Source organism: Phascolarctobacterium faecium DSM 14760, from assembly GCF_003269275.1.
Classification (GTDB): domain Bacteria; phylum Bacillota; class Negativicutes; order Acidaminococcales; family Acidaminococcaceae; genus Phascolarctobacterium; species Phascolarctobacterium faecium.
Window position 1 is genome coordinate 106,684 of sequence record NZ_QLTS01000006.1, and the last position, 20,701, is coordinate 127,384.

Consider the following 20,701-nt stretch of genomic DNA (forward strand, 5'->3'; position numbering starts at 1 on the left):
AATATTACTATTAAAGAATTTTTTTAGTCAAAAAAACTGCAGATGGGAAGTGTTGAGATGAAATTTATTTCTTGGAATGTAAATGGGCTGCGGGCCTGTATGAATAAAGGCTTTAAAGAATTTATGGACAGCGTCGACGCAGATGTTTTTTGCGTTCAGGAAACAAAAATGCAGCGTGAGCAGGCGGAGTTTGTTTTTCCTGGATATGAGGAGTACTGGAACAGCGCTGAAAAAAAGGGGTATTCCGGTACGGCTGTTTTTTCTAAAGTCAAGCCTCTTACTGTCACCTATGGTTTGGGAATTGAAGAACATGATAAAGAAGGGCGTGTTATTACTGCCGAATATCAGGAGTTTTATCTGGTAAATGTATATACGCCTAATTCACAGCGCGGGCTGGAACGGTTGGATTACAGACAGATATGGGAAGATGCATTTCGTGATTATCTGTTGAAGCTTGACCAAATTAAACCGGTGCTTGTTTGCGGAGATCTTAATGTTGCTCATCGTGAGATAGATTTGAAAAACTGGAAAACTAATCGTAATAATGCCGGGTTTACTGATGAAGAGAGAGCAAAAATGACGGAGTTGTTAACGGCGGGGTTTACTGACTCGTTTCGCCATCTCTATCCCGAAAAAGAAGGTGCTTATACCTGGTGGTCGTATATGTTTAAAGCGCGCGAAAAGAATGCGGGATGGCGTATTGATTACTGGCTTGTTTCTGACAGATGGGCTGACAGAATAGAAGACAGCGTGATTTATGCTGATATCACGGGCAGTGACCATTGCCCAGTCGGATTAGTTTTGAAATAAATTTTTAGTAATGACAAGAGGTCAAAATATGGATTTTAAAATAACAGCACCTTTTGAGCCGGATGGAGATCAGCCTCAGGCTATTGAGAAGTTGGCAGAAGGTATAGAAAGAGGACTGCGGACACAGGTCTTGCTCGGGGCTACCGGAACTGGGAAAACCTATACTATTGCGCAGGTTATTAATAAAGTGAATAAACCAACATTGGTTATTGCGCATAATAAAACATTGGCGGCACAGTTAGCAAGTGAGTTTAAAGCTTTTTTTCCTGAAAATTCAGTGGAATATTTTGTGAGTTATTACGATTATTATCAACCGGAGGCTTATATTCCACAATCTGATACCTATATTGAAAAAGATGCATCGATCAATGATGAAATAGATAAACTCCGACATTCTGCTACTAGCGCTTTATTTGAACGCCGTGACGTAATTATTGTGGCCAGTGTATCTTGTATTTATGGATTGGGTGCGCCACAGGAATATTATGATATGGTGCTGTCTCTGCGTGTAGGACAGAAGATTGACAGACAAGCTATTTTACGCAAATTAGTCGAGATTCAATATGATCGTAATGATATTGCGTTTCAACGTGGTACTTTCCGTGTTCGCGGAGATGTTATCGAAGTTATTCCTGCTGGCTATAATGAAAAAGCAGTACGCATTGAGATGTTTGATGACGAAGTTGAGCGGATATTGGAAGTTGATGTACTGACTGGAGAAATTTTGGCTAAACGCAGCCATGTTGCTATTTTCCCTGCTTCTCACTATGTAACCTCTCGTGAAAACCTGGATCGGGCAATGGAAGACATTAAAGTAGAATTGGCAGAACGACTTGAATATCTTAATTCACATAATAAATTGCTGGAAGCACAACGTCTGGAACAACGTACTAACTATGATCTGGAAATGATGAATGAAATGGGGTACTGCTCCGGAATCGAAAATTATTCACGGCATTTAGCTAATCGTAAGGCAGGAGAACCTCCATTTACTTTAGTTAATTATTTTCCCAAGGATTTCCTATTAGTAATTGATGAATCACATGTGACATTACCACAGATCAGGGCGATGTACGCTGGTGACCGTTCGCGTAAAGAGATGCTTGTAGAACATGGATTCAGGCTGCCTTCTGCTTTTGATAATAGGCCTTTTACCTTTGATGAATTTCAGCAGCAGATAAATCAGGTGATTTATGTTTCCGCAACTCCTGCAAAATATGAAATGGAGCAGACGCAGCAGGTGGTAGAGCAGATTATCAGACCTACTGGTTTATTAGATCCGCAGGTAGAAATCAGGCCAATCAAAGGTCAGATTGATGATTTGCTGAATGAAATACATAAAGTTACTGAAGCAGGAGAACGTACTTTAGTTACAACTCTGACTAAGCGGATGTCTGAGGATCTGACTGAATATTTGAAACAAGCTGGGGTAAAAGTCCGTTATTTGCATTCTGAGATTGCTACTATTGAGCGTGCTGAAATTATTGATGATCTGCGTAATGGTAAGTTTGATGTACTGGTTGGAATAAATCTGCTGCGGGAAGGCCTGGATTTACCCGAGGTTTCTCTGATTGCTATCTTAGATGCCGATAAAGAAGGTTTTCTACGCAGTGATACTGCTATGATCCAGACCATTGGCAGAGCTGCCCGTAATGAGCACGGACGGGTTATAATGTATGCTGACCGTATTACGGATTCAATGCGGCGTGCCATTGATGAAACAAACCGCCGCCGGGAACTGCAGGAAGATTATAATAAAGAGCATCAGATTACACCAAAAACTATCTATAAAGAACAACGTCAGCTGATAAAACTGACGAAGATTGCCGAGGATGACGGGACGGAAGATTACAGTGATAATGCGATAAAAAAACGGTCGGAAAAAGAATTGCAGAAAATGGCGAAAGAACTTGAAAAACGTATGGCTGTTGCTGCCAAGGAACTTAACTTTGAGCTTGCTGCAGAATTAAGGGACCGTTTGATCGTAATTAAAGGACAGTTAGGCCAGAAATTGTCGCCTAAACCTAAAAACAGGAGTAAGTAATGAAAGAACAATTAATTGTAAAAGGTGCCAGGCAGCATAACCTGAAAAATATCACAGTTGAGATACCGCGTGATGAGCTGGTTGTAGTTACCGGTTTATCTGGCAGCGGTAAATCTTCTTTGGCATTTGATACTATCTATGCGGAAGGGCAGCGTCGTTATGTCGAATCGCTGTCCGCTTATGCGCGTCAATTTTTAGGACAGATGGATAAGCCGGATGTGGATTATATTGAAGGGCTCAGCCCTGCCATTTCCATCGACCAGAAGACTACCAGTCGTAATCCGCGTTCAACAGTGGGCACAGTAACTGAAATATATGATTATATGCGCTTGTTGTTTGCCCGTATTGGAGAACCTCATTGCCCAAATTGCGGAAAAATTATTGAACGGCAGACAGTTGAGCAGATTGTCGATCATGTTCTGGAACTATCTGAAAATACTAAATTTATGGTTATGGCACCTTTGGTGCGCGGCCGTAAGGGTGAACATCAGAAAATTTTAGATTCTATGCGCAAAGCTGGTTACGCCAGAATGTATATTGATGGTGAGGTGCGCACATTAGATGAAGAAATATCTCTGGATAAGAAAAGAAAGCACGACTTATCCGTGATAGTTGATCGTTTGGCTGTACGTGATGGTATCGCTCAGAGGTTATCAGATTCTATAGAGACGGCTTTAAAGTTGGCTGATGGTTTGGTGGAAATAAATGTTATTAATGGTGAAACGCAATTGTACAGCGAACATTTTGCCTGCAGTGATTGTGGTATAAGTTTGCCTGAAATCGAGCCGCGTCTCTTTTCCTTCAATAACCCTTATGGTGCTTGTCCTGAATGTACTGGGTTGGGCATGAATATGGAATTGGATAAAGAGCTGATTATTCCAGATGGCGCTAAACCCTTTGCGGAAGGTGCAATTGCAGCACTCAGCACGAATATGGAAGCTTATCATATGAAACAGCTGGGAGCGGTTCTGAAGGCTTATGGATATGATTTTGGTACGGTTTGGAACGATTTACCGGAAAAAATAAAAGACTTGCTCTGGTATGGCAGCGGTGAAGAAAAATTTTCTTTTGTCTATGAAAATATGCAGGGAGAAGTAAAAAAACATACTACTGCTTTTGAGGGTATTATTCCTATGCTGCGCCGTCGCCATCGAGAAGCTTTTTCCGAACGGATGCGTTTGGATATTGAAGGGTTTATGACAAGTACTCCTTGCCCTGTGTGTCATGGTGCCAGGTTGAAAAAAGAGGTTCTTGCCATTCTTGTTGGCGGTAAAAATATTTGTCAGGTCACAGCGTTGACCGTACGTGATGCAATAGAATTTTTTAATGCGTTGAAACTTACTGAACGACAGCAGATTATAGCAAAACAAGTCCTAAAAGAAATTCTGGCCCGGCTAAAATTTCTGAATGATGTCGGACTGGATTATCTTACTTTGGATCGTGCTGCCGGAACGCTTTCTGGCGGTGAGGCACAGCGTATTCGTCTGGCAACACAGATTGGTTCTGGTTTGGTAGGCGTATTATATATTTTAGACGAACCAAGTATTGGGCTGCATCAGCGTGATAACAGTAAATTACTTGAGACATTGAAGCATTTGCGTGATCTGGGAAATACGCTGCTGGTAGTTGAACACGATGAAGAGACAATGTATGCTGCTGATCAGATTATTGACATTGGTCCTGGAGCCGGTGAGCATGGCGGTAATGTAGTAGCACAGGGAACTGCTGAAGTCGTCAAGCAGTCAGAGCAATCAATTACCGGTCAGTATCTTAGCGGACGCAAATTTATTCCTGTACCGAAAAAACGCAGAAGTAATGACGGTCGTTTTATTGAAATTAAAGGAGCCAAGGCAAATAATCTTAAGAACATCGATGTAAAAATTCCTTTAGGTGTTTTCTCTGTTGTGACTGGTGTTTCCGGTAGTGGCAAGTCAACGCTGATTAACGATATTCTTTATAACGCATTGGCTGCGAAACTGCATGGGGCACGTCTGCGGCCAGCAGACCATAAAGAAATTTTGGGATTGAGTGAGATCGATAAGGTTATTAATATTGATCAGTCTCCTATTGGAAGGACCCCTCGTTCAAATCCGGCTACTTATACCGGAGTTTTTGATTTTATTCGTGAACTGTTCAGCCAGACAAATGAAGCAAAACTGCGCGGTTATAAGCCAGGGCGCTTCAGCTTTAATGTTAAAGGCGGACGCTGTGAAGCTTGCCGCGGCGATGGTATGAATAAAATAGAGATGCATTTTCTGCCTGACGTATACGTTCCCTGCGAGGTATGTCATGGTGCCCGCTATAATCGTGATACCCTGGAGGTACATTACAAAGGAAAAACTATTGCCGAAGTTTTAGACATGACTGTAACGGAAGCCTGTGAATTTTTTAAAAATCTGCCACGTATTTATCGTAAGCTTGAGGTTCTTGAAGATGTTGGTTTAGGTTATATTAGGTTAGGGCAGGCTGCAACAACACTTTCCGGTGGTGAGGCGCAGCGCGTGAAACTGGCAACAGAATTATCACGGCGCAGCACAGGGAAAACTCTGTATATTTTAGATGAACCTACAACCGGCCTGCATATAGCAGATGTACATAAATTATTAGAGGTATTACAAAGACTGGTCGGAGCAGGTGATTCCGTCGTTGTTATTGAGCATAATCTTGACGTTATCAAAACTGCCGATTATATTATCGATTTGGGTCCTGAGGGCGGTGACAAGGGAGGTACTCTGCTTGCCTGTGGTACTCCTGAAGAAGTAGCTAAAAACAAGAAATCATATACAGGTCAATATATTAAACAAGCTTTGGCTCAGGCTAAAAAACATGGGTGGTATCAGTAATGAATGAATCTATTGCTAAAACTTTAGCTGTACTGCCGGATAAATCTGGCGTTTATATAATGCGTGACGAACATGGGAAAATTATCTATGTCGGAAAGGCGGTAGTATTAAAAAATCGTGTACGCAGTTATTTTCGTAATCTGGCATCACATACTGTAAAAGTTAAAGCATTAGTCGCAAAAGTTGCTGAAATAGAAACCATTGTTACAGACAGCGAAGTTGAAGCGCTTATTTTAGAATGCAATTTAATAAAAAAGCACCGTCCGCGCTATAATATTATGCTTAAGGATGATAAAACTTATCCTTATTTGAAGGTAACGATGCAGGAAGATTTCCCGCGTATTTATGTTACGCGCAAACAGCTTCGTGACGGTGCTAAATATTATGGTCCTTATGCAGATGCTGGGGCAATGCACGCTACTGTTAAACTGCTGCGGTCAATGTTTCCTTTGCGCAATTGCCGAAAAATGAATACCGATAGGCCCTGCCTGCAATATCATATTAAACGTTGCCTTGCTCCATGTGCGGGGTATGTTTCCCGAGAAGATTATGGAAAAATGATCAGAGCCGTGTGTTTACTGTTAGATGGGCGTACGTCTGAACTTGAACGTGAACTAAAGTTGCAGATGCAGCAGGCCGCTGAAAATTATGCTTTTGAAGAAGCTGCCCGGGTACGTGACCAACTGCAGGCTGTAATAAGACTGAACGAACAGCAGAAGGCTGTAACAAGCGGTGGTGATCTTGATGTAGTAGGTCTTGCCAAAGATAGTACCGGAACTTGTTTGCAGATATTTTTTGTTCGTGGCGGCAAGTTGATTGGTCGTGATAATTTCTTTTTACAAAATGATGATGACAGCGATCAGGAAATTTTGACTGCTTTTATTAAACAATATTATAACGAGGCATCTTTTGTACCGCGGGAAATACTTTTGCCAGTTCTTCCAGCAGCGGATGAGTTGATCGTTCTGGAAGAGTGGCTGACAGCAAGAGCCGGGCGTAAAGTTGAGTTTTTACAGCCCCGGAGGGGAACTAAACGTGAATTATTGCATCTTGCGGTTGAAAATGCAGCCAAACTTCTTGAAGAGAGGCTGCGCAAAGGTCAGGTTTCGCTGAAAACAGAGGAACAGGCGGCAGAAGAATTACAGAAAGCTCTGCAATTGCCAAATGCATTAGAAAGAATAGATTGTTTTGATATTTCGCATACTCAGGGAACAGAAACGGTAGCTTCAATGGTGGTTTTTCGTAATGGGAAACCCTGTAAAAAAGATTACCGCCGTTATAAAATTGAATCTACAGAAGGGAAACCAGATGATTTTAAATCAATGCAGGAAGTCGTTTACCGACGCTATAAAGATTATGAGGAACTGCCAAGTCTTGTCATTATCGACGGTGGTAAAGGACAGCTGAGTTCAGCGCTGGAAGTTATTCGTGGCTTAGGTCTGCATGAACTTCCTGTTATTGGCTTGGCTAAACGGGAAGAAGAAATATTTACAGAGGGTTCGTCTGAAAGTATCTTATTGGATCGAGATTCTGCTTCTCTTCATTTGATACAGCGGATTCGAGATGAAGCACACCGTTTTGCCATAACATATCATCGCAAATTGCGTAGTAAGCGGAATTTGGTTTCGGTACTTGATCATATTGAAGGTATTGGCACGAAAAGACGTCAGGCTTTATGGAAACGCTTTCAGTCGCTGGATGCGATGAAAGCTGCCAGTGTAGAAGAATTAGCAGAAGTGGAAGGTATGAATTATCCAACAGCACAGCGTATTTATGATTTTTTTCGTTTAGATTTGCCAGAAAAGCGAGAAGTGCTTAAATAAATTAAATCGTCATTTATGTAAATTTTGTTTGATGACTTTTGCTGTATTGATGGTATAATATTATTAAAGAACAATTAGCGGTAATTTTGTGGTAAAACAGGACTTGCTTTTTGATGTCGTAGTTAATGCTTAATTAACAGAGCTTGAAAAAATAAGGTTTTGTTTTACAGCAGGTCGCTGATGTAGTTGAAAATATCAATTTAAGGAGTTGAAACAAATGGAAAAATGGGTATGTGATGTTTGTGGGTATATTTATGATCCGGAAATAGGAGATCCTGATAATGGGATAGCGGCAGGCACTGCTTTTGCAGATTTACCGGAAGATTGGGTTTGTCCCTTGTGCGGTGTTGGCAAAGACCAGTTCAGTAAACAATAAATAATAATATCAAAGAAGTTTCGCTATGCGAAACTTCTTTTTATTTTATAGTACTGTGTAAAAACTTGACGAGGTGCTTTCTAGTCTGTTGAGAATACGTACCCTTGTGGTATAATATATCTCGGGTGATGGTATGTATGCATTTTTTCTGCGCGCCGTAACTTTGAGCGTGCTTTATTTTTGTTTGATTTACTGGACTGATGTTATGGAGGTCGTCACATTGGGCGGTCTGATAGCAGGGGCATGTATTGCTGGTATTGGCAGTGCCTTAGTCCAGATTTTAGTATGGAAACTTGGTGGTTCTATCTTACGGAAGCGGGCTTTGCTGTTTGTGGGCAGCAGCTGTCTAACTATGGATATTATGCGTTTGCTGCCAGGTTATACAGTGACTGATAAATTTGGTGCGTTAGTTTTGCTGGCGGTATTTTGTCTGATGGTATTAGGTGTTACTGAACTAACAGTTAAAAAGGAGATCAAAGAATGAAAATCAAAATGATTGCCAGTGATATGGATGATACATTGCTCAATAATGAGCGGAAAATATCTCCGCGTAACCTTGCTGCTATTAAAAGAGCATTAGCTGCAGGAATTGTTTTTACTCTTGCAACGGGCAGAATGTACAGATCTATCAAGCCCTTTGCTGAACAATTACAATTGGATGTTCCTTTGATCGCTTATAATGGAGCATTGGTAAAGGGTGCGCTTTCAGAAAAAGTATACGTTCGGAAACCAATGCAGCTGCAAACTGCTTTAGATGCTCTGTCCTATTGCAAAGAAAAAGACTATTATGTTCAGGTATATATAGATGATGAACTGCTTGTAAAGGAAGAAAATGAATATTCTCGTATGTATAGCCGTATTTCCGGTGTTCCTACGACTGCTGTTGGTGAAGCTGTATATCATATAACCAAAGCTCCGTATAAATTATTACTGATGACTGAAAGCAGTGATTTTGCAGCGGCTTGGCAAGATGTGGCGAATCGTTTTGATAGACGTATTGACGTAACCAGTTCTAAGGACAATTTTTTGGAGCTGATGGAGCCTGCGGTTAATAAATGGGTTGCTGTTAAAGAATTGGCGGAAAGTTTTGGTATTAAACCGGATGAAATCATGTGTATAGGCGACTCAAATAATGATATTTCGATGATTGCCAATGCTGGTATCGGCGTTGCTGTTGCTAACGCAAAACCTCAGGTCCAGCAGGCGGCAAAATTGATTACTGCTAGTAATGATAATGATGGCGTGGCATTGGCTATCGAAAATATACTTACCAGGCAGGCTGAGATAAATTTACAATAAGATAATTTACAGAAAAATAATAAAAGGCACCGCTGTTTTTACAGCGGTGCCTTTTATTATACGTTAACCATCTTAAGTTAACTAGTTGACTAAAAAGCGTTGACGAGCTATAATTTGATTGTTAACTAAAAAAAAATAAAGGTTTACGAAGGAGCTGGAGAAATGAAAAATTTAATTTTAAGCTTAGCGGATAGAGTTCTTCAGGGTGGATCAATAACCTGTCAAGAAGCTGAACAGCTTATTGATGTTAGCGATGATGATACGATGCTGCTTTTAGCTATGGCAGATAGAATCAGACAAAAGTTTACAGGGGATGCTGTAGATTGTTGTGCTATCATCAATGGCCGCAGCGGCCGCTGCCCTGAAAATTGTAAATTTTGTGCTCAGTCAGCCCATTATAATACTGGTGTTGAAGAATATTCATTGCTAGCGGAAGATGAGATAGTTGATGCGGCCAAAAAGGCTAAAGCTGCAGGTGCTGTAAGGTTTTCCATAGTTACTAGTGGACGCGGACAAAGTAAAGCAGACGATTTTGATAATATTTGTAAAACGCTTATTCGAATTAGAGAGGAAGTTGGTATTGAAATTTGTGCGTCGTTAGGAATATTAACAGAAGCACAGGCTTTTGAATTAAAAAAAATAGGTGTCACCAGATATCATTCTAATATTGAAACTGCACCCAGCCATTTTCCGGATATCTGCAGTACTCATACTTATGAAGATAAAATGTTTACGATCCGGAATGCTCAGAAAGCAGGATTAAGAGTTTGCAGCGGCGGTATTTTTGGACTTAATGAAACAGCAAAACAGCGTGTTGAAATGGCTTTCGAATTGAAGAGGCTGGGAATAGATTCAGTGCCGCTTAATTTACTTACTCCCATCCCCGGTACTCCTTTTGCCGATAATAAAACTTTAACTCCTTTAGAAATATTGCGTGCTTATGCAGTGTTTCGGTTCATTTTGCCTAAAGCACTGATTAGAACAGCCGGAGGACGCGAAGTAAATTTACGTGATTTGCAGGCTTTGGCACTTAACGGCGGCCTTAACGGAATTATGATAGGCGGTTATCTGACTACGGGCGGACGCAGTACAGATGCTGATAAACAGATGATTAAAGATTTGGGACGTAAAGTTACTGTTCCGGTACTGTAAGTCCAAGAAGGTGAGAATATGCTTTACAGTGTCAAAATGCGTTCTGCGCAAGGAGGTCCGCATGAACAAGGCGGACGCCATATTTCTGGTGCCGAACGTATTTTAAGTGAAGAAAAAATAGAACAGGCGATTGTTGCAATGCTGCATAGGGCACAAAAGCATCAGCGTGGAATGGCGGATTTTATAAGCTTAAAAGTAGAAGCGGTAAAAACTGCGGATATTTTTTATCGTCCGTTGCTGCCGCTTTCAAGCTGTCAGGCAGATAGTGTTATGGCAGGCAGGAAAGCGGCTGTGGAGGAACTTGTTAAAGCCGGAGTGAGTACTGAAGCTGCAGCGGCTGGGATTTCCCGTATAATCAATCTGCGGGACAGTATGCGTGGAGCGATGCTTTTGGATGCGGATACAGGGCTAAGAGTAGACTCTTTAGGTGAACGTGGTGTGAGAGTCAGTAAAATGGATTGTGACAATTCAGAAAGATATGAGGCGAGACTTTTAGAAAAAGGGCTTTTTGGGGATCATGTCCGTGAGGCTTTGGTATTGGCATCTAAAGTGGCCAGTGCTGTTGGGGTTGTCGCTGAATTATGCTGGTCGGATGATCCTGAATATGTGACTGGTTATGTAGCTTCGGCAAAATATGGATATAAACGTATTCCTGTATTGAAAGAATATGGCAACCCGATTGGTGGCAGAGTTTTTTTTGTAGAGCATGGAACTGATGTTCAGAAACTTATCACCTATTTACAGGATCAGGTAGTATTGATCAGACCGGAGGATAAATAAGATGCTTGAGACAAGGATCGCAAAAGAGTTGGCTTATATCAGTCAAGCAGGGCTGGCGCGTAGAATTACTGAGCTGTATTTTGTAAATCCAGCTCAGGCACAGGATCGAACCGGTAAGACTTACTTGGTATTGGCAAGTAATAATTATCTTGGTTTTACTCATGCTCCGGAAGTTATTGAAGCAGCTTCCCAAGCGGCTTTAAAATTTGGTACTGGTTCCAGTGGTTCACGACTGACTACTGGAGGGACCTTCATAGCAAGTGAACTGGAAAAGCGACTGGCAGATTTTAAGCATAGTGAAAGTGCTTTGGTTTTTAATACAGGCTATATGACCAATTTGGGAGTCTTGTATGGTTTGCTGCAAACTGGTGATGTTGTTTTCAGTGATGAACTTAATCACGCAAGTATTATTGACGGCTGCCGTATTAGCCGTTGCAAAGTGGTTGTTTATAAACATAATGATATGGCAGATTTACAGCGGCTTTTAGAGACGGAAATTGTTACTGGTCAGCGATTTATCGTTACAGATGGAGTTTTCAGTATGGATGGTGATATTGCTGATCTGCCTTCTTTGGCGGTGCTGAAAAAACAATTCAATGCCTTCCTTATAGTTGATGATGCGCATGGAGTGGGCGTAATTGGAAATGATGGCAGCGGAACGGCGTCTCATTACGGTTTAACGGATGTAATAGATCTGCAGGTAGGAACATTGAGCAAGGCGTTGGCAGCAGAAGGAGGTTATGTAGCTGGTAAAAAAATACTTATTGACTATCTTATTAACAGGTCGCGACCGTTTATTTTTTCAACAGCATTAGCTCCTGCTACTTTAGCGGCAGCTAATGCAGCGTTGTTACTTTTACAAACTCAGGCTTCCAAATACCTTGATTCTTTACGGGCGAACTCAAGACTAATGCGCCGGCTTTTATTGGAAGGTGGATTGAATGTTGTTGAAGGTATTACTCCGATTATACCAGTTGTCATTGGGGAGGCTGGGCTTACGATGCAATTTGCTGACAGGTTGAAGTCGAAAGGTATTTTAGTGTCAGGTATTCGCCCGCCGACAGTCCCTCGTGGCGAAAGCCGCCTTCGGATAACGGTTACAGCTGCTCATTGCGAAGAGCAGTTGCGTCAGGCGGCTCAAATAATTACTGCGCTTTGGCAGGAACTAAAACATGGTGAAAAGAAAGAAGGCTGAATAAATGTTGGGAATAGGCGTTACGGCAACGGATACTGAAATAGGTAAAACAGTAGTAAGTGGAGCCTTGGCGGCAGCTATGCGGCACCGCGGTTATAAAACTGGCGTTTACAAACCTGCTGCTTCAGGATGTGTTAAGAATAGTGACGGGAAGTTGATTTCTACAGATGCCGAGTTTTTACTGCACTGCGCGGGGCTAAATGTGGAAAAACATGATCAGGTCGTACCATATGTATTGGAGGCTGCCTTGGCTCCTGCTGAAGCCAGCCGTCTTGCTGGTATAAAAATAGATCCGTGTGTAATGCTGGCAGGAGCAAGGGAGATGCTTTTGGGCAGTCAAATCAGTATAGTTGAAGGCGTAGGAGGAATCTCCGCGCCTTTGACTGATGAATATTTGGTTAAAGATTTTTTCAGTGAACTGAAGCTGCCTTTGGTTATAGTGGTTAAAGCTGTTCTAGGTAATGTTAATCATGCTGTATTGACGGCTGAATATGCAAGGATACATGGTTTGAAAGTAGTGGGATTGATAGTTAATGGTTGGGACAGAAAAAAAGCTGGTGCCTTGGAGCAAAGCAATCTTTATTATTATGAGAAATTAACCGGTTTACCAATTTTAGGAAAATTGCCAGTCCTATCTCAGCATTTGCTTGATGAATTTAATAGTCTTGAATTAGCTGAAATTACAGAGGCGAACATTGATATTGATAGAATATTATCATTAGCAGGAGGTACTGTAAAATGAATCAATGGGAATTTATGGATAAAGAATATATCTGGCATCCTTTTACACAAATGAAAGGATGGAATGAAAATAAGCAGCTGGTAATTGATCATGGCGAAGGAGTCAAATTGTATGATGTTGAAGGAAACGCTTATTATGACGGTATTTCCAGTTTATGGGTTAATATACATGGACATCGCCGTTGGGAAATTGATGAAGCTGTAAAAAAACAGCTTGATAAAATAGCCCATACTACTTTGCTTGGTCTTATTAATAAGCCTTCTGCTGAATTGGCGAAAAAATTAGTTGAGGTAACGCCTAAAGGATTGAATAAAGTTTTTTATTCAGATGACGGATCTACAGCTGTGGAAGCGGCAGTAAAAATAGCTTTTCAATACTGGCAGCATAAAGGTTTGCCTGAAAAACAGCAATTTATCAATTTGGGAGATTCTTATCATGGAGATACGGTAGGTGCGGTTAGCGTTGGTAATATAGATGTTTTTCATAAAGTCTACAAACCTTTGCTTTTTAATACTAAAAAAATGACTTGCCCGTCGTTTTACCACAGCAGTATAGAGGGGATAAACAATGAAATAGAATTCCGGGATTTTTTGCTGCAGGAGTTGGAAGATTATTTGAAAGAAAACAGTGATAAAGTTGCTGCAATGATTATAGAACCTCTTGTACAGGCAGCTGCAGGAATGTTGATGCAGCCTAAGGGGTATATCAAAGGTGTACGTGAACTTACCAAAAAATATAATGTGCTTTTGATAATTGATGAGGTTGCGACTGGATTTGGCCGTACCGGGAAATTATTTGCCTGTGAGAATGAAGGTATCTGTCCGGATATGATGTGCTTATCCAAAGGTATTACCGCAGGTTATATGGCATTAGGTGCTACAATGGTGACTGATGAGATATACAATACTTTTTTAGGTGAAGCAGCCGAATATAAAACTTTTTACCACGGACATTCATATACCGGTAATCCTTTGGCTTGTGCAGCTGGTGTTGCCGGGTTGGAGCTTTTTGAAAAAGACGATGTTATTGAAAATCTGCCGCCCAAAATGGCGGTTATTGCAGAACATATACAGAAGATGAATACTATGAAATATGTTGGTAATGCCCGACAATGCGGTATGCTTGCCGGTATTGAGCTGATGCATGATAAAAATTTAAAAATACCCTTTGACTCAACTCTTTTGATGGCAGGGGGAATTTGCCAGACAGCCAGAAAATATGGCCTTATTGTAAGGAATATTGGTGATGTTATTATTTTTATGCCGCCGCTGGTAAGTACGGTACAGCAGATAGAAGAAATGCTGAGTATACTGGAACAAGCAATGCAGGAAGTTTTTGAGAAAGTCGATCTGCATAGTAACATTAAATTTTCTGATCCCTGCGCATTTTAAGTTTTGCTGATTAAGACGCCCTGAAAGGGGCGTCTTTTTTGATTACTGTGATATAATATGATAACTTGACGAGGTATTTTCGATTCTGTTGAGAATATATACCCTTGTGGTATAATAAACCTTATAGGGTCATTTATTATGGTTTTAGTATATATGGAGGTGAGCTTATGGAAGAATCAAAGTTTCTGATCATTACAGGGATGTCCGGTGCAGGTAAAACACAAGTTGTGCGGACGTTGGAGGATATGAATTTTTTCTGTATTGATAATTTGCCACCGGCACTTATTCCTAAGTTTGCCGAATTATGTCGTCAAACGCAGGCCCGTAATACTGCTCTGGTAGTAGATGTACGCGGTGGTCGTTTTTTTGACGAGTTGATAGAAATATTGGACGAAATGAAAGCTATGGGACATGAATATGAATTGTTGTATCTTGATGCATCCGATGATAGCTTGATCAGGCGGTATAAAGAAACACGTCGCCGTCATCCGCTCGGACAGGGTAAAAGCCTCAGTGAAAATATTGCTGTAGAGCGTGAGAGATTGACTGAAGTACGCAACAGGGCTACACACATTATCGATACTACTGATATGCCTACAGCAGAGCTGAAAGAAAAAATTTGGAAGTTGTATTCAGGCAATGGCGGTGTAGAGCGCATGATTGTTTTAGTACAGTCCTTTGGTTTTAAACACGGACTGCCATTAGATAGTGATATGGTCTTAGATGTCAGGTTTTTGCCCAATCCGTTTTATGAAGAAGATTTAAAGCGTTTAACTGGCAATGACCAGCCGGTTGCCGATTTTATTTGTCGTTTCCCTCAAACGTTTCAGTTTCTGAAAAAAGAAGAAGAAATGCTTGAATTTTTGTTGCCACAGTACATTTCCGAAGGCAAAAGCCAGCTTGTTATAAGTGTAGGCTGTACCGGGGGACAGCATCGTTCGGTATTTATAGCAAATCGATTGTATGAATTTTTGCGTACACAGGGCTATGCCGTACAGCTTACTCATCGTGATCTGCAGCGGAAAAACAAATAAGAGGAGGTTCCTATGGGCTGGATCAGTTGGTTATGTCCGGGAATAAACCTGAAACGCTGGTTGCTGCTTTTTGCAGGGGGCGTGCTGTGCTGTGCTATTGGGCTGGCACTATTTTTCAATTACCAATTTATGGGTTTTGTTGAAGAAATGCTTTTTCGTATGTCATATCTTACTACTGGTAAATATTCTAATACCGTCTCGATGTTGACAGGTTTTATTTCCCTATGTGCTGGATTATTTATTATGTATTATGCAACTCGTAAAATTATTCGTTCTGTAGTTGAGGCTGTTATGCCAGATAATAATGCATCGCTGATGGAAATAATCTTTACGCAGCGCAAGCTGACACGCGGTCCGGCAATTACTGTTGTTGGTGGTGGCACTGGACTTTCAACTCTGCTGCGCGGTATGAAATATATTACGAATAACTGTACTGCTGTTGTCACTGTAGGTGACGACGGCGGATCTTCAGGAAGGCTGCGGAAAGAAATGGGTATTTTACCGCCCGGGGATCTGCGCAACTGCCTGGTTGCCTTGGCGGATCGCGAACCTTTGATGGAACGGATCATGCAGTACCGTTTTAAAGGCGATTCGCCGCTGGCGGGACACAGTTTTGGCAATCTGTTTATTGCTGCCATGGCTGAAGCTGAAGGTGGTATGGAAGCAGGCCTTGCTGCTACGAGTCAGATTTTGAATGTGCGCGGTAAAGTTGTTCCGTCAACGCTGCGTGATATCAGACTGAAAGCAGAAATGACGGATGGCAGTATTATTAACGGTGAATCGGAGATACCAAAAGCACATAAAAGAATCAGAACGATGGCTATGGAACCAGCCGATGCACCGGCAACTGCCAGTGCAGTGCAGGCTATTCTAAATGCTGATATCCTGATTTTTGGTCCGGGTAGTCTTTATACCAGTGTCATACCTAATCTATTGGTAACAGGTATTCGTGATGCCGTTATCAAATCAGAAGCTGTGAAAATCTATATATGCAATGTAATGACGCAGCCCGGAGAAACAGATGGTTATGGGGCTTTTGAACATGTACAGGCACTTATTCAGCAGGCTGGAACCCAGTTTCTAGATTATGTTATTGTTAATGACCAGCGGGTTACAGCGGCGCAATTAGCGCAATATAACGAAAAAGGTTCTATGCCTGTTACGCCCGATATCAAAAAAATAGAACGGCTTGGGATCCAGGTTATTCCCACGCGTCTTATCAGTAATAAAGATTTAGTGCGGCATAATCCGCAGAAACTGGCGCAGGTTATTATTTCTTTAGTTTATCGTTTGCGTTTATTTGGCAAAGGTATACAATTTTTTGATTACTTCTTTATGCGGCAAAGCATGCGTGAATTAAAGAAAAAATAGATATATCAATTATTTTATAGAAGGAGAATGACCGGTGTCTTTTTCTAACGAAGTTAAAAACGAACTAGCCCGGCTTGAAAACGGTAAACAGTGCTGTGAAAAAGCCGAACTGTTTGGTTTGCTGAGAATGAGTGGTGCTATTATTTTAAGAGGCCGAAATATGGGTATTCATTTTTCGACCGAAAATGCTGCTTTAGCCAGGCGTGTGCTTCAGTTGTTTAAAAATAACTACGATGTTAAAACAGAAGTAGTAATAACAAGATCACGTCGCCTTAAAAAAAACAATCGCTATCAGGTAAAAGTAGTACCTTCCCCAGAGGCTGGTAAAGCTTTGGAAGAATTACAGCTGTTGCCGGCAGAAAATGAAGGAGGCAAAACATCTTTATTAACAACTCCTTGCTGCCGCAAATCTTTTCTGCGCGGAGCTTTTCTAGCGGGTGGCTCGATCAGCAGACCTGCCAGTGATTACCATTTGGAAATGGTAACTGAGAACCAGGATTTTGCGAAAATGATCATGAAAACTATGCAAGGATTTTCATTGCCTGTAAAAATAACAGACAGAAAAAATGATTATATCGTTTATTTGAAAGAAGGAAATGGTATCACCTCGTTTTTATCAGTTATCGGAGCACATAATGCTTTGTTGGAATTTGAAAATGTACGTATTGTTAAAGAAATGCGCAATAATGTCAATCGAGTAGTTAACTGTGAGACGGCAAACCTTAATAAAGTTGTGCAGGCAGCTGTACAACAGCTTGAAAGCATACGTTATATAGAAAAACATCTGGGATTGGGAAAATTGCCGCTGACATTACGTGAAACGGCAGAATTACGTTTAAATCATCCCGACGCTTCTCTAAATGAATTAGCTGATCTATCCGAAGGGAAAATAGGAAAATCAGGAATTAATCACCGCTTGAAAAAAATACAGCATTTAGCTGAAGAACTAGGGATGATAAAGAATGAGTGATCTTTGGAAAAAGTATAAAAAATATATGGCTGCCGCTGGTATTAGTATAATAGTATTGCTTGCTTTAACAGCTTTTTATGTAAGGTATGACTATCAACAGTATTGTAAAGAGGCTGTGCCGATATTGGAATATCATGGTATTGGGTCGGCAGATGGCTGGATGAAAGAACTGTTTGTTTCTAAAGAAACTTTTGAAACGCATTTGCAATATTTGCATGACAATGGTTATAAAATGGTATCAGTGAAAAAAATGGCAGAGATGTTTGCCAATGGTGAATCTACAGAAAAAACAATTGTTATGACCTTCGATGATGGCTATCTTGATAACTATACTAATGTTCTGCCGCTTTTAAAAAAATATAACGCTACAGCGACCTTTTTTGTTGTTCATAGTAAAATAGGGCATTACAGATATATGACACACGATCAGATACAGTCTTTGATAGATAATGGGATGGAAATTGGTTCTCATACAATCAATCATCAGATACTTACGGATATAGATCCTCAGTATTTGAGTTGGGAGCTTGCTACTTCGCGGTATTTTCTGAAAAAAGATTATAATGGTTATGTAGTTCGTTCACTTTCATATCCTAATGGTATGTATAATTCAAAAATTTTAGCGGCGGTAAAAGAATACGGTTATTACTGGGCTGTTACTGGGAATGCTGGCACTGTCAGTAAAAAAACTATGGAACAAAAGCCGTTGGAATTAGGACGTATTTGTATTGACAATTCAAATATCAATACTTTTAAAGAAAGATTGCGTTATTCTTATTGGGTTGGATACTTGAAAGAACGAGGCATTAACATACATTTTTTCAAGAGCTTATAAGAAAATATCAGGAGAACACTTGCAGAAATCTGCAAAAAACGGTAAAATAAATCAGTAAGCAAAACATATTGGGGGTATCTTAAAATGAGAAAACACATTAAAACCGTGAATAAAGCAATTCTGAACAAAACTTTAAAAACCGGCGGCTGCGGCGAATGTCCTGCTTCCTGCCAATCTGCCTGCAAAACTTCCTGCACTGTTGGCAATCAGGTTTGTGAGCAAAAATAATTCAGGCTGTGGCTTTATTTAACTAGTATATTTGTTTAATTTGCAGCTCCCTGTTTTACAGGGGGCTGTTTTACTATGAAAGGTGGAAATACATGCTTATTCATAAAATGCGTCTTGATGAATATATGGCTGTACTTGACGTTAACAGTGGAGCTGTGCATCTGGTAGACGATGTCATCTATGATTTGCTTGATGTTTTTGATGGAACTAATGATGATGAAGCCATTGCGGCCTTACAAACAAGCTATCCGGAAAAAGATTTGCGTGAAGCTTTAGAAGAACTTCATCAGTTACAGGAAGAAGGATTACTTTTTTCTCCTGAATTTGAAGTGCCCCAGACTTTTGCAGAAACACCAATACTAAAATCGTTATGCCTGCATATAGCTCATGACTGCAATCTGCGCTGTGGATATTGCTTTGCAGGGACAGGAGATTTTGGAGGATATCGTGCAATGATGAGCAAAGAAACAGCTGAAAAGGCTGTGGAGTTTGCTATAGCTGGCAGTAAAATGCGTCATAACTTAGAGCTGGATCTATTTGGCGGTGAACCGCTGATGAATCCTGAGGTTGTCAAACATGTCATAAACTATGTGCGTCGTCGTGAATTTGAAACCGGCAAAAATATCAAATTGACACTCACTACTAACGGAACACTTTTGAATGATGATATTATTCAATTTTTAAATGATAATCGTGTCATGCTTGTTCTTAGTTTGGATGGCAAAAAAGAAACTCATGATAATATGAGGCCGTTCCCAAATAAAACGGGCAGTTATGATGCAGCTGTTCGCGGGTTTAAAAAAGTTATTGAAAGCCGGAATGGAAAAAATTATTATCTGCGTGGTACTTATACTCATTTTAATCCGCATTTTGCTGAAGATACTCTCGATATGACAAAGATCGGGAAAGAACTTTCTGTAGAACCTGTTGTAGGAATTGACGAACCTTATGTACTTACCGAAGCTGATCTGCCTGTACTATATGAAGAATATGATAAACTGGCAAGGGCTTATCTGCAAAAGCGCCGTGAAGGCGATGCTTTTGATTTTTTCCATTTTAATGTTGCTCTTGATAACGGACCTTGTGTGGCTAAACGTTTAGCAGGCTGCGGTGCTGGGCATGAATATTTTGCCATAACGCCCGAAGGCGACATTTATCCATGTCATCAGTTTGTAGGCAGAGAAGAATACAAATTAGGAACGTTGGAAACAGGTGTCGTAAAACCTGATCTGGTACAAAAATTCAGACATACTCATGTGATGACTAAGACAGAATGCAGTACTTGTTGGGCTAGATTTTTCTGTAGTGGAGGCTGTCATGCTAATGCTGATCTTATCAATGGTGACATCAGCAAGCCATATCAATATGGCTGTAAATTGCAGAAAAAACGGTTGGAATGCGCTATCGTGCTGCAGGCGATTCTGGCCGCAGAAGCGCAGGAAGGTAAAGATATGCGTCCCGAGATAACGAATTTCAAATATGAGGTAGAACATAAATAAATTACAGGATGTTTTTTAGCGGCAGTTTATACTGCCGCTAAAAAATAAAAAAATGAAAAAAGCACTTGAAATTTTTCATAAAATCTAGTAAGATAATGAAAGTCGCCTGAGGCGATTGAAGGCAGTTGATAACTGAAAAAAGCCGTTAAAAAAGATGAAAAAAAGTAGTTGACAACATCGAAAAGATGTAATATACTATACAAGTCGTCAAAAACGGCAGGCAGAACCTTGAAAACTGAACAATAACCAAAAACGAATGTGCGGGCGAGCGTTTCTTGAAAGAGGAGCGTTTGCCAAGTCAAAAAATAA

General features: G+C 40.6%; 19 protein-coding genes. 18 read left to right on the forward strand and 1 reads right to left on the reverse strand.

The genetic code is table 11. The features are described from left to right. The first annotated feature begins 57 nt into the window (after window positions 1–57). From C8D73_RS07865 to scfB, 18 genes are all read left to right on the forward strand, one after another. The gene (locus tag C8D73_RS07865; RefSeq protein WP_021717925.1) at window positions 58–810 is read left to right on the forward strand and encodes an exodeoxyribonuclease III; all 753 of its coding nucleotides are present in this window, start codon (window positions 58–60) and stop codon (window positions 808–810) included. Window positions 811–838: 28 nt separating this feature from the next. Further along, the gene (gene uvrB, locus C8D73_RS07870) at window positions 839–2,854 is read left to right on the forward strand and encodes an excinuclease ABC subunit UvrB (protein WP_113077834.1); all 2,016 of its coding nucleotides are present in this window, start codon (window positions 839–841) and stop codon (window positions 2,852–2,854) included. Then, window positions 2,854–5,697: an excinuclease ABC subunit UvrA gene (uvrA, locus tag C8D73_RS07875; RefSeq protein WP_113077835.1), complete on the forward strand. Its 2,844-nt coding sequence runs from the start codon at window positions 2,854–2,856 to the stop codon at window positions 5,695–5,697. Before uvrB ends, uvrA begins: the two co-directional genes overlap by 1 nt. Further along, window positions 5,697–7,520: an excinuclease ABC subunit UvrC gene (uvrC, locus tag C8D73_RS07880; RefSeq protein WP_113077836.1), complete on the forward strand. Its 1,824-nt coding sequence runs from the start codon at window positions 5,697–5,699 to the stop codon at window positions 7,518–7,520. Before uvrA ends, uvrC begins: the two co-directional genes overlap by 1 nt. A 217-nt stretch (window positions 7,521–7,737) precedes the next feature. Next, complete coding sequence (gene rd, locus C8D73_RS07885) at window positions 7,738–7,896, forward strand: rubredoxin (protein ID WP_021717921.1); 159 nt, start codon at window positions 7,738–7,740, stop codon at window positions 7,894–7,896. Window positions 7,897–8,029: 133 nt separating this feature from the next. After that, window positions 8,030–8,380, forward strand: coding sequence for a hypothetical protein (locus C8D73_RS07890; RefSeq protein WP_113077837.1), 351 nt, complete (start codon window positions 8,030–8,032; stop codon window positions 8,378–8,380). Next, window positions 8,377–9,195: a Cof-type HAD-IIB family hydrolase gene (locus C8D73_RS07895; RefSeq protein ID WP_113077838.1), complete on the forward strand. Its 819-nt coding sequence runs from the start codon at window positions 8,377–8,379 to the stop codon at window positions 9,193–9,195. Before C8D73_RS07890 ends, C8D73_RS07895 begins: the two co-directional genes overlap by 4 nt. A 162-nt stretch (window positions 9,196–9,357) precedes the next feature. Continuing rightward, window positions 9,358–10,347 carry a biotin synthase BioB gene (gene bioB / locus C8D73_RS07900; protein ID WP_113077839.1) on the forward strand — a complete coding sequence of 330 codons (990 nt, stop codon included), beginning with the start codon at window positions 9,358–9,360 and terminating at the stop codon, window positions 10,345–10,347. A gap of 18 nt (window positions 10,348–10,365) precedes the next feature. Further along, complete coding sequence (locus C8D73_RS07905) at window positions 10,366–11,127, forward strand: 6-carboxyhexanoate--CoA ligase (RefSeq protein WP_113077840.1); 762 nt, start codon at window positions 10,366–10,368, stop codon at window positions 11,125–11,127. A 1-nt stretch (window position 11,128) separates the two neighbouring features. Next, complete coding sequence (gene bioF / locus C8D73_RS07910; protein ID WP_113077841.1) at window positions 11,129–12,322, forward strand: 8-amino-7-oxononanoate synthase; 1,194 nt, start codon at window positions 11,129–11,131, stop codon at window positions 12,320–12,322. Window positions 12,323–12,326: 4 nt separating this feature from the next. Further along, a complete protein-coding gene (gene bioD / locus C8D73_RS07915; protein WP_113077842.1) occupies window positions 12,327–13,064 on the forward strand; it encodes a dethiobiotin synthase in 738 nt (245 codons plus the stop codon). Next, window positions 13,061–14,455 carry an adenosylmethionine--8-amino-7-oxononanoate transaminase gene (bioA, locus tag C8D73_RS07920; protein ID WP_113077843.1) on the forward strand — a complete coding sequence of 465 codons (1,395 nt, stop codon included), beginning with the start codon at window positions 13,061–13,063 and terminating at the stop codon, window positions 14,453–14,455. Before bioD ends, bioA begins: the two co-directional genes overlap by 4 nt. Before the next feature lie 167 nt (window positions 14,456–14,622). Further along, entirely contained in the window at window positions 14,623–15,489 is an 867-nt protein-coding gene (gene rapZ, locus C8D73_RS07925; RefSeq protein WP_021717913.1) for an RNase adapter RapZ, read from the forward strand. Window positions 15,490–15,501: 12 nt separating this feature from the next. Then, window positions 15,502–16,860, forward strand: a complete 1,359-nt coding sequence (locus C8D73_RS07930) for a gluconeogenesis factor YvcK family protein (RefSeq protein WP_113077844.1) — start codon at window positions 15,502–15,504, stop codon at window positions 16,858–16,860. 34 nt (window positions 16,861–16,894) lie between these two features. Then, window positions 16,895–17,830 carry a DNA-binding protein WhiA gene (gene whiA / locus C8D73_RS07935; RefSeq protein ID WP_021717911.1) on the forward strand — a complete coding sequence of 312 codons (936 nt, stop codon included), beginning with the start codon at window positions 16,895–16,897 and terminating at the stop codon, window positions 17,828–17,830. Continuing rightward, the gene (locus tag C8D73_RS07940; protein WP_113077845.1) at window positions 17,823–18,665 is read left to right on the forward strand and encodes a polysaccharide deacetylase family protein; all 843 of its coding nucleotides are present in this window, start codon (window positions 17,823–17,825) and stop codon (window positions 18,663–18,665) included. The genes whiA and C8D73_RS07940 overlap by 8 nt, the downstream gene beginning before the upstream one ends. Window positions 18,666–18,749: 84 nt before the next feature. Then, on the forward strand, window positions 18,750–18,893 hold the full coding sequence (gene scfA, locus C8D73_RS07945) for a six-cysteine ranthipeptide SCIFF (protein ID WP_113077846.1): 144 nt from the start codon (window positions 18,750–18,752) through the stop codon (window positions 18,891–18,893). 92 nt (window positions 18,894–18,985) lie between these two features. Continuing rightward, window positions 18,986–20,392 (forward strand): thioether cross-link-forming SCIFF peptide maturase, encoded by a 1,407-nt coding sequence (gene scfB, locus C8D73_RS07950; RefSeq protein ID WP_113077847.1) that lies wholly within the window; start codon window positions 18,986–18,988, stop codon window positions 20,390–20,392. 26 nt (window positions 20,393–20,418) lie between these two features. Here scfB and C8D73_RS11290 read toward each other — a convergent pair. Continuing rightward, a partial coding sequence (locus C8D73_RS11290; protein WP_211305800.1) for a hypothetical protein occupies window positions 20,419–20,701 on the reverse strand: 283 nt, incomplete at its 5' end.

Bases quoted from the DNA above. Each gene is read 5' to 3' on its own strand.
- C8D73_RS07865 (WP_021717925.1), top strand. From the start codon at position 58: ATGAAATTTATTTCTTGGAATGTAAATGGGCTGCGGGCCTGTATGAAT.
- uvrB (WP_113077834.1), top strand. From the start codon at position 839: ATGGATTTTAAAATAACAGCACCTTTTGAGCCGGATGGAGATCAGCCT.
- uvrA (WP_113077835.1), top strand. From the start codon at position 2,854: ATGAAAGAACAATTAATTGTAAAAGGTGCCAGGCAGCATAACCTGAAA.
- uvrC (WP_113077836.1), top strand. From the start codon at position 5,697: ATGAATGAATCTATTGCTAAAACTTTAGCTGTACTGCCGGATAAATCT.
- rd (WP_021717921.1), top strand. From the start codon at position 7,738: ATGGAAAAATGGGTATGTGATGTTTGTGGGTATATTTATGATCCGGAA.
- C8D73_RS07890 (WP_113077837.1), top strand. From the start codon at position 8,030: ATGTATGCATTTTTTCTGCGCGCCGTAACTTTGAGCGTGCTTTATTTT.
- C8D73_RS07895 (WP_113077838.1), top strand. From the start codon at position 8,377: ATGAAAATCAAAATGATTGCCAGTGATATGGATGATACATTGCTCAAT.
- bioB (WP_113077839.1), top strand. From the start codon at position 9,358: ATGAAAAATTTAATTTTAAGCTTAGCGGATAGAGTTCTTCAGGGTGGA.
- C8D73_RS07905 (WP_113077840.1), top strand. From the start codon at position 10,366: ATGCTTTACAGTGTCAAAATGCGTTCTGCGCAAGGAGGTCCGCATGAA.
- bioF (WP_113077841.1), top strand. From the start codon at position 11,129: ATGCTTGAGACAAGGATCGCAAAAGAGTTGGCTTATATCAGTCAAGCA.
- bioD (WP_113077842.1), top strand. From the start codon at position 12,327: ATGTTGGGAATAGGCGTTACGGCAACGGATACTGAAATAGGTAAAACA.
- bioA (WP_113077843.1), top strand. From the start codon at position 13,061: ATGAATCAATGGGAATTTATGGATAAAGAATATATCTGGCATCCTTTT.
- rapZ (WP_021717913.1), top strand. From the start codon at position 14,623: ATGGAAGAATCAAAGTTTCTGATCATTACAGGGATGTCCGGTGCAGGT.
- C8D73_RS07930 (WP_113077844.1), top strand. From the start codon at position 15,502: ATGGGCTGGATCAGTTGGTTATGTCCGGGAATAAACCTGAAACGCTGG.
- C8D73_RS07940 (WP_113077845.1), top strand. From the start codon at position 17,823: ATGAGTGATCTTTGGAAAAAGTATAAAAAATATATGGCTGCCGCTGGT.
- scfA (WP_113077846.1), top strand. From the start codon at position 18,750: ATGAGAAAACACATTAAAACCGTGAATAAAGCAATTCTGAACAAAACT.
- scfB (WP_113077847.1), top strand. From the start codon at position 18,986: ATGCTTATTCATAAAATGCGTCTTGATGAATATATGGCTGTACTTGAC.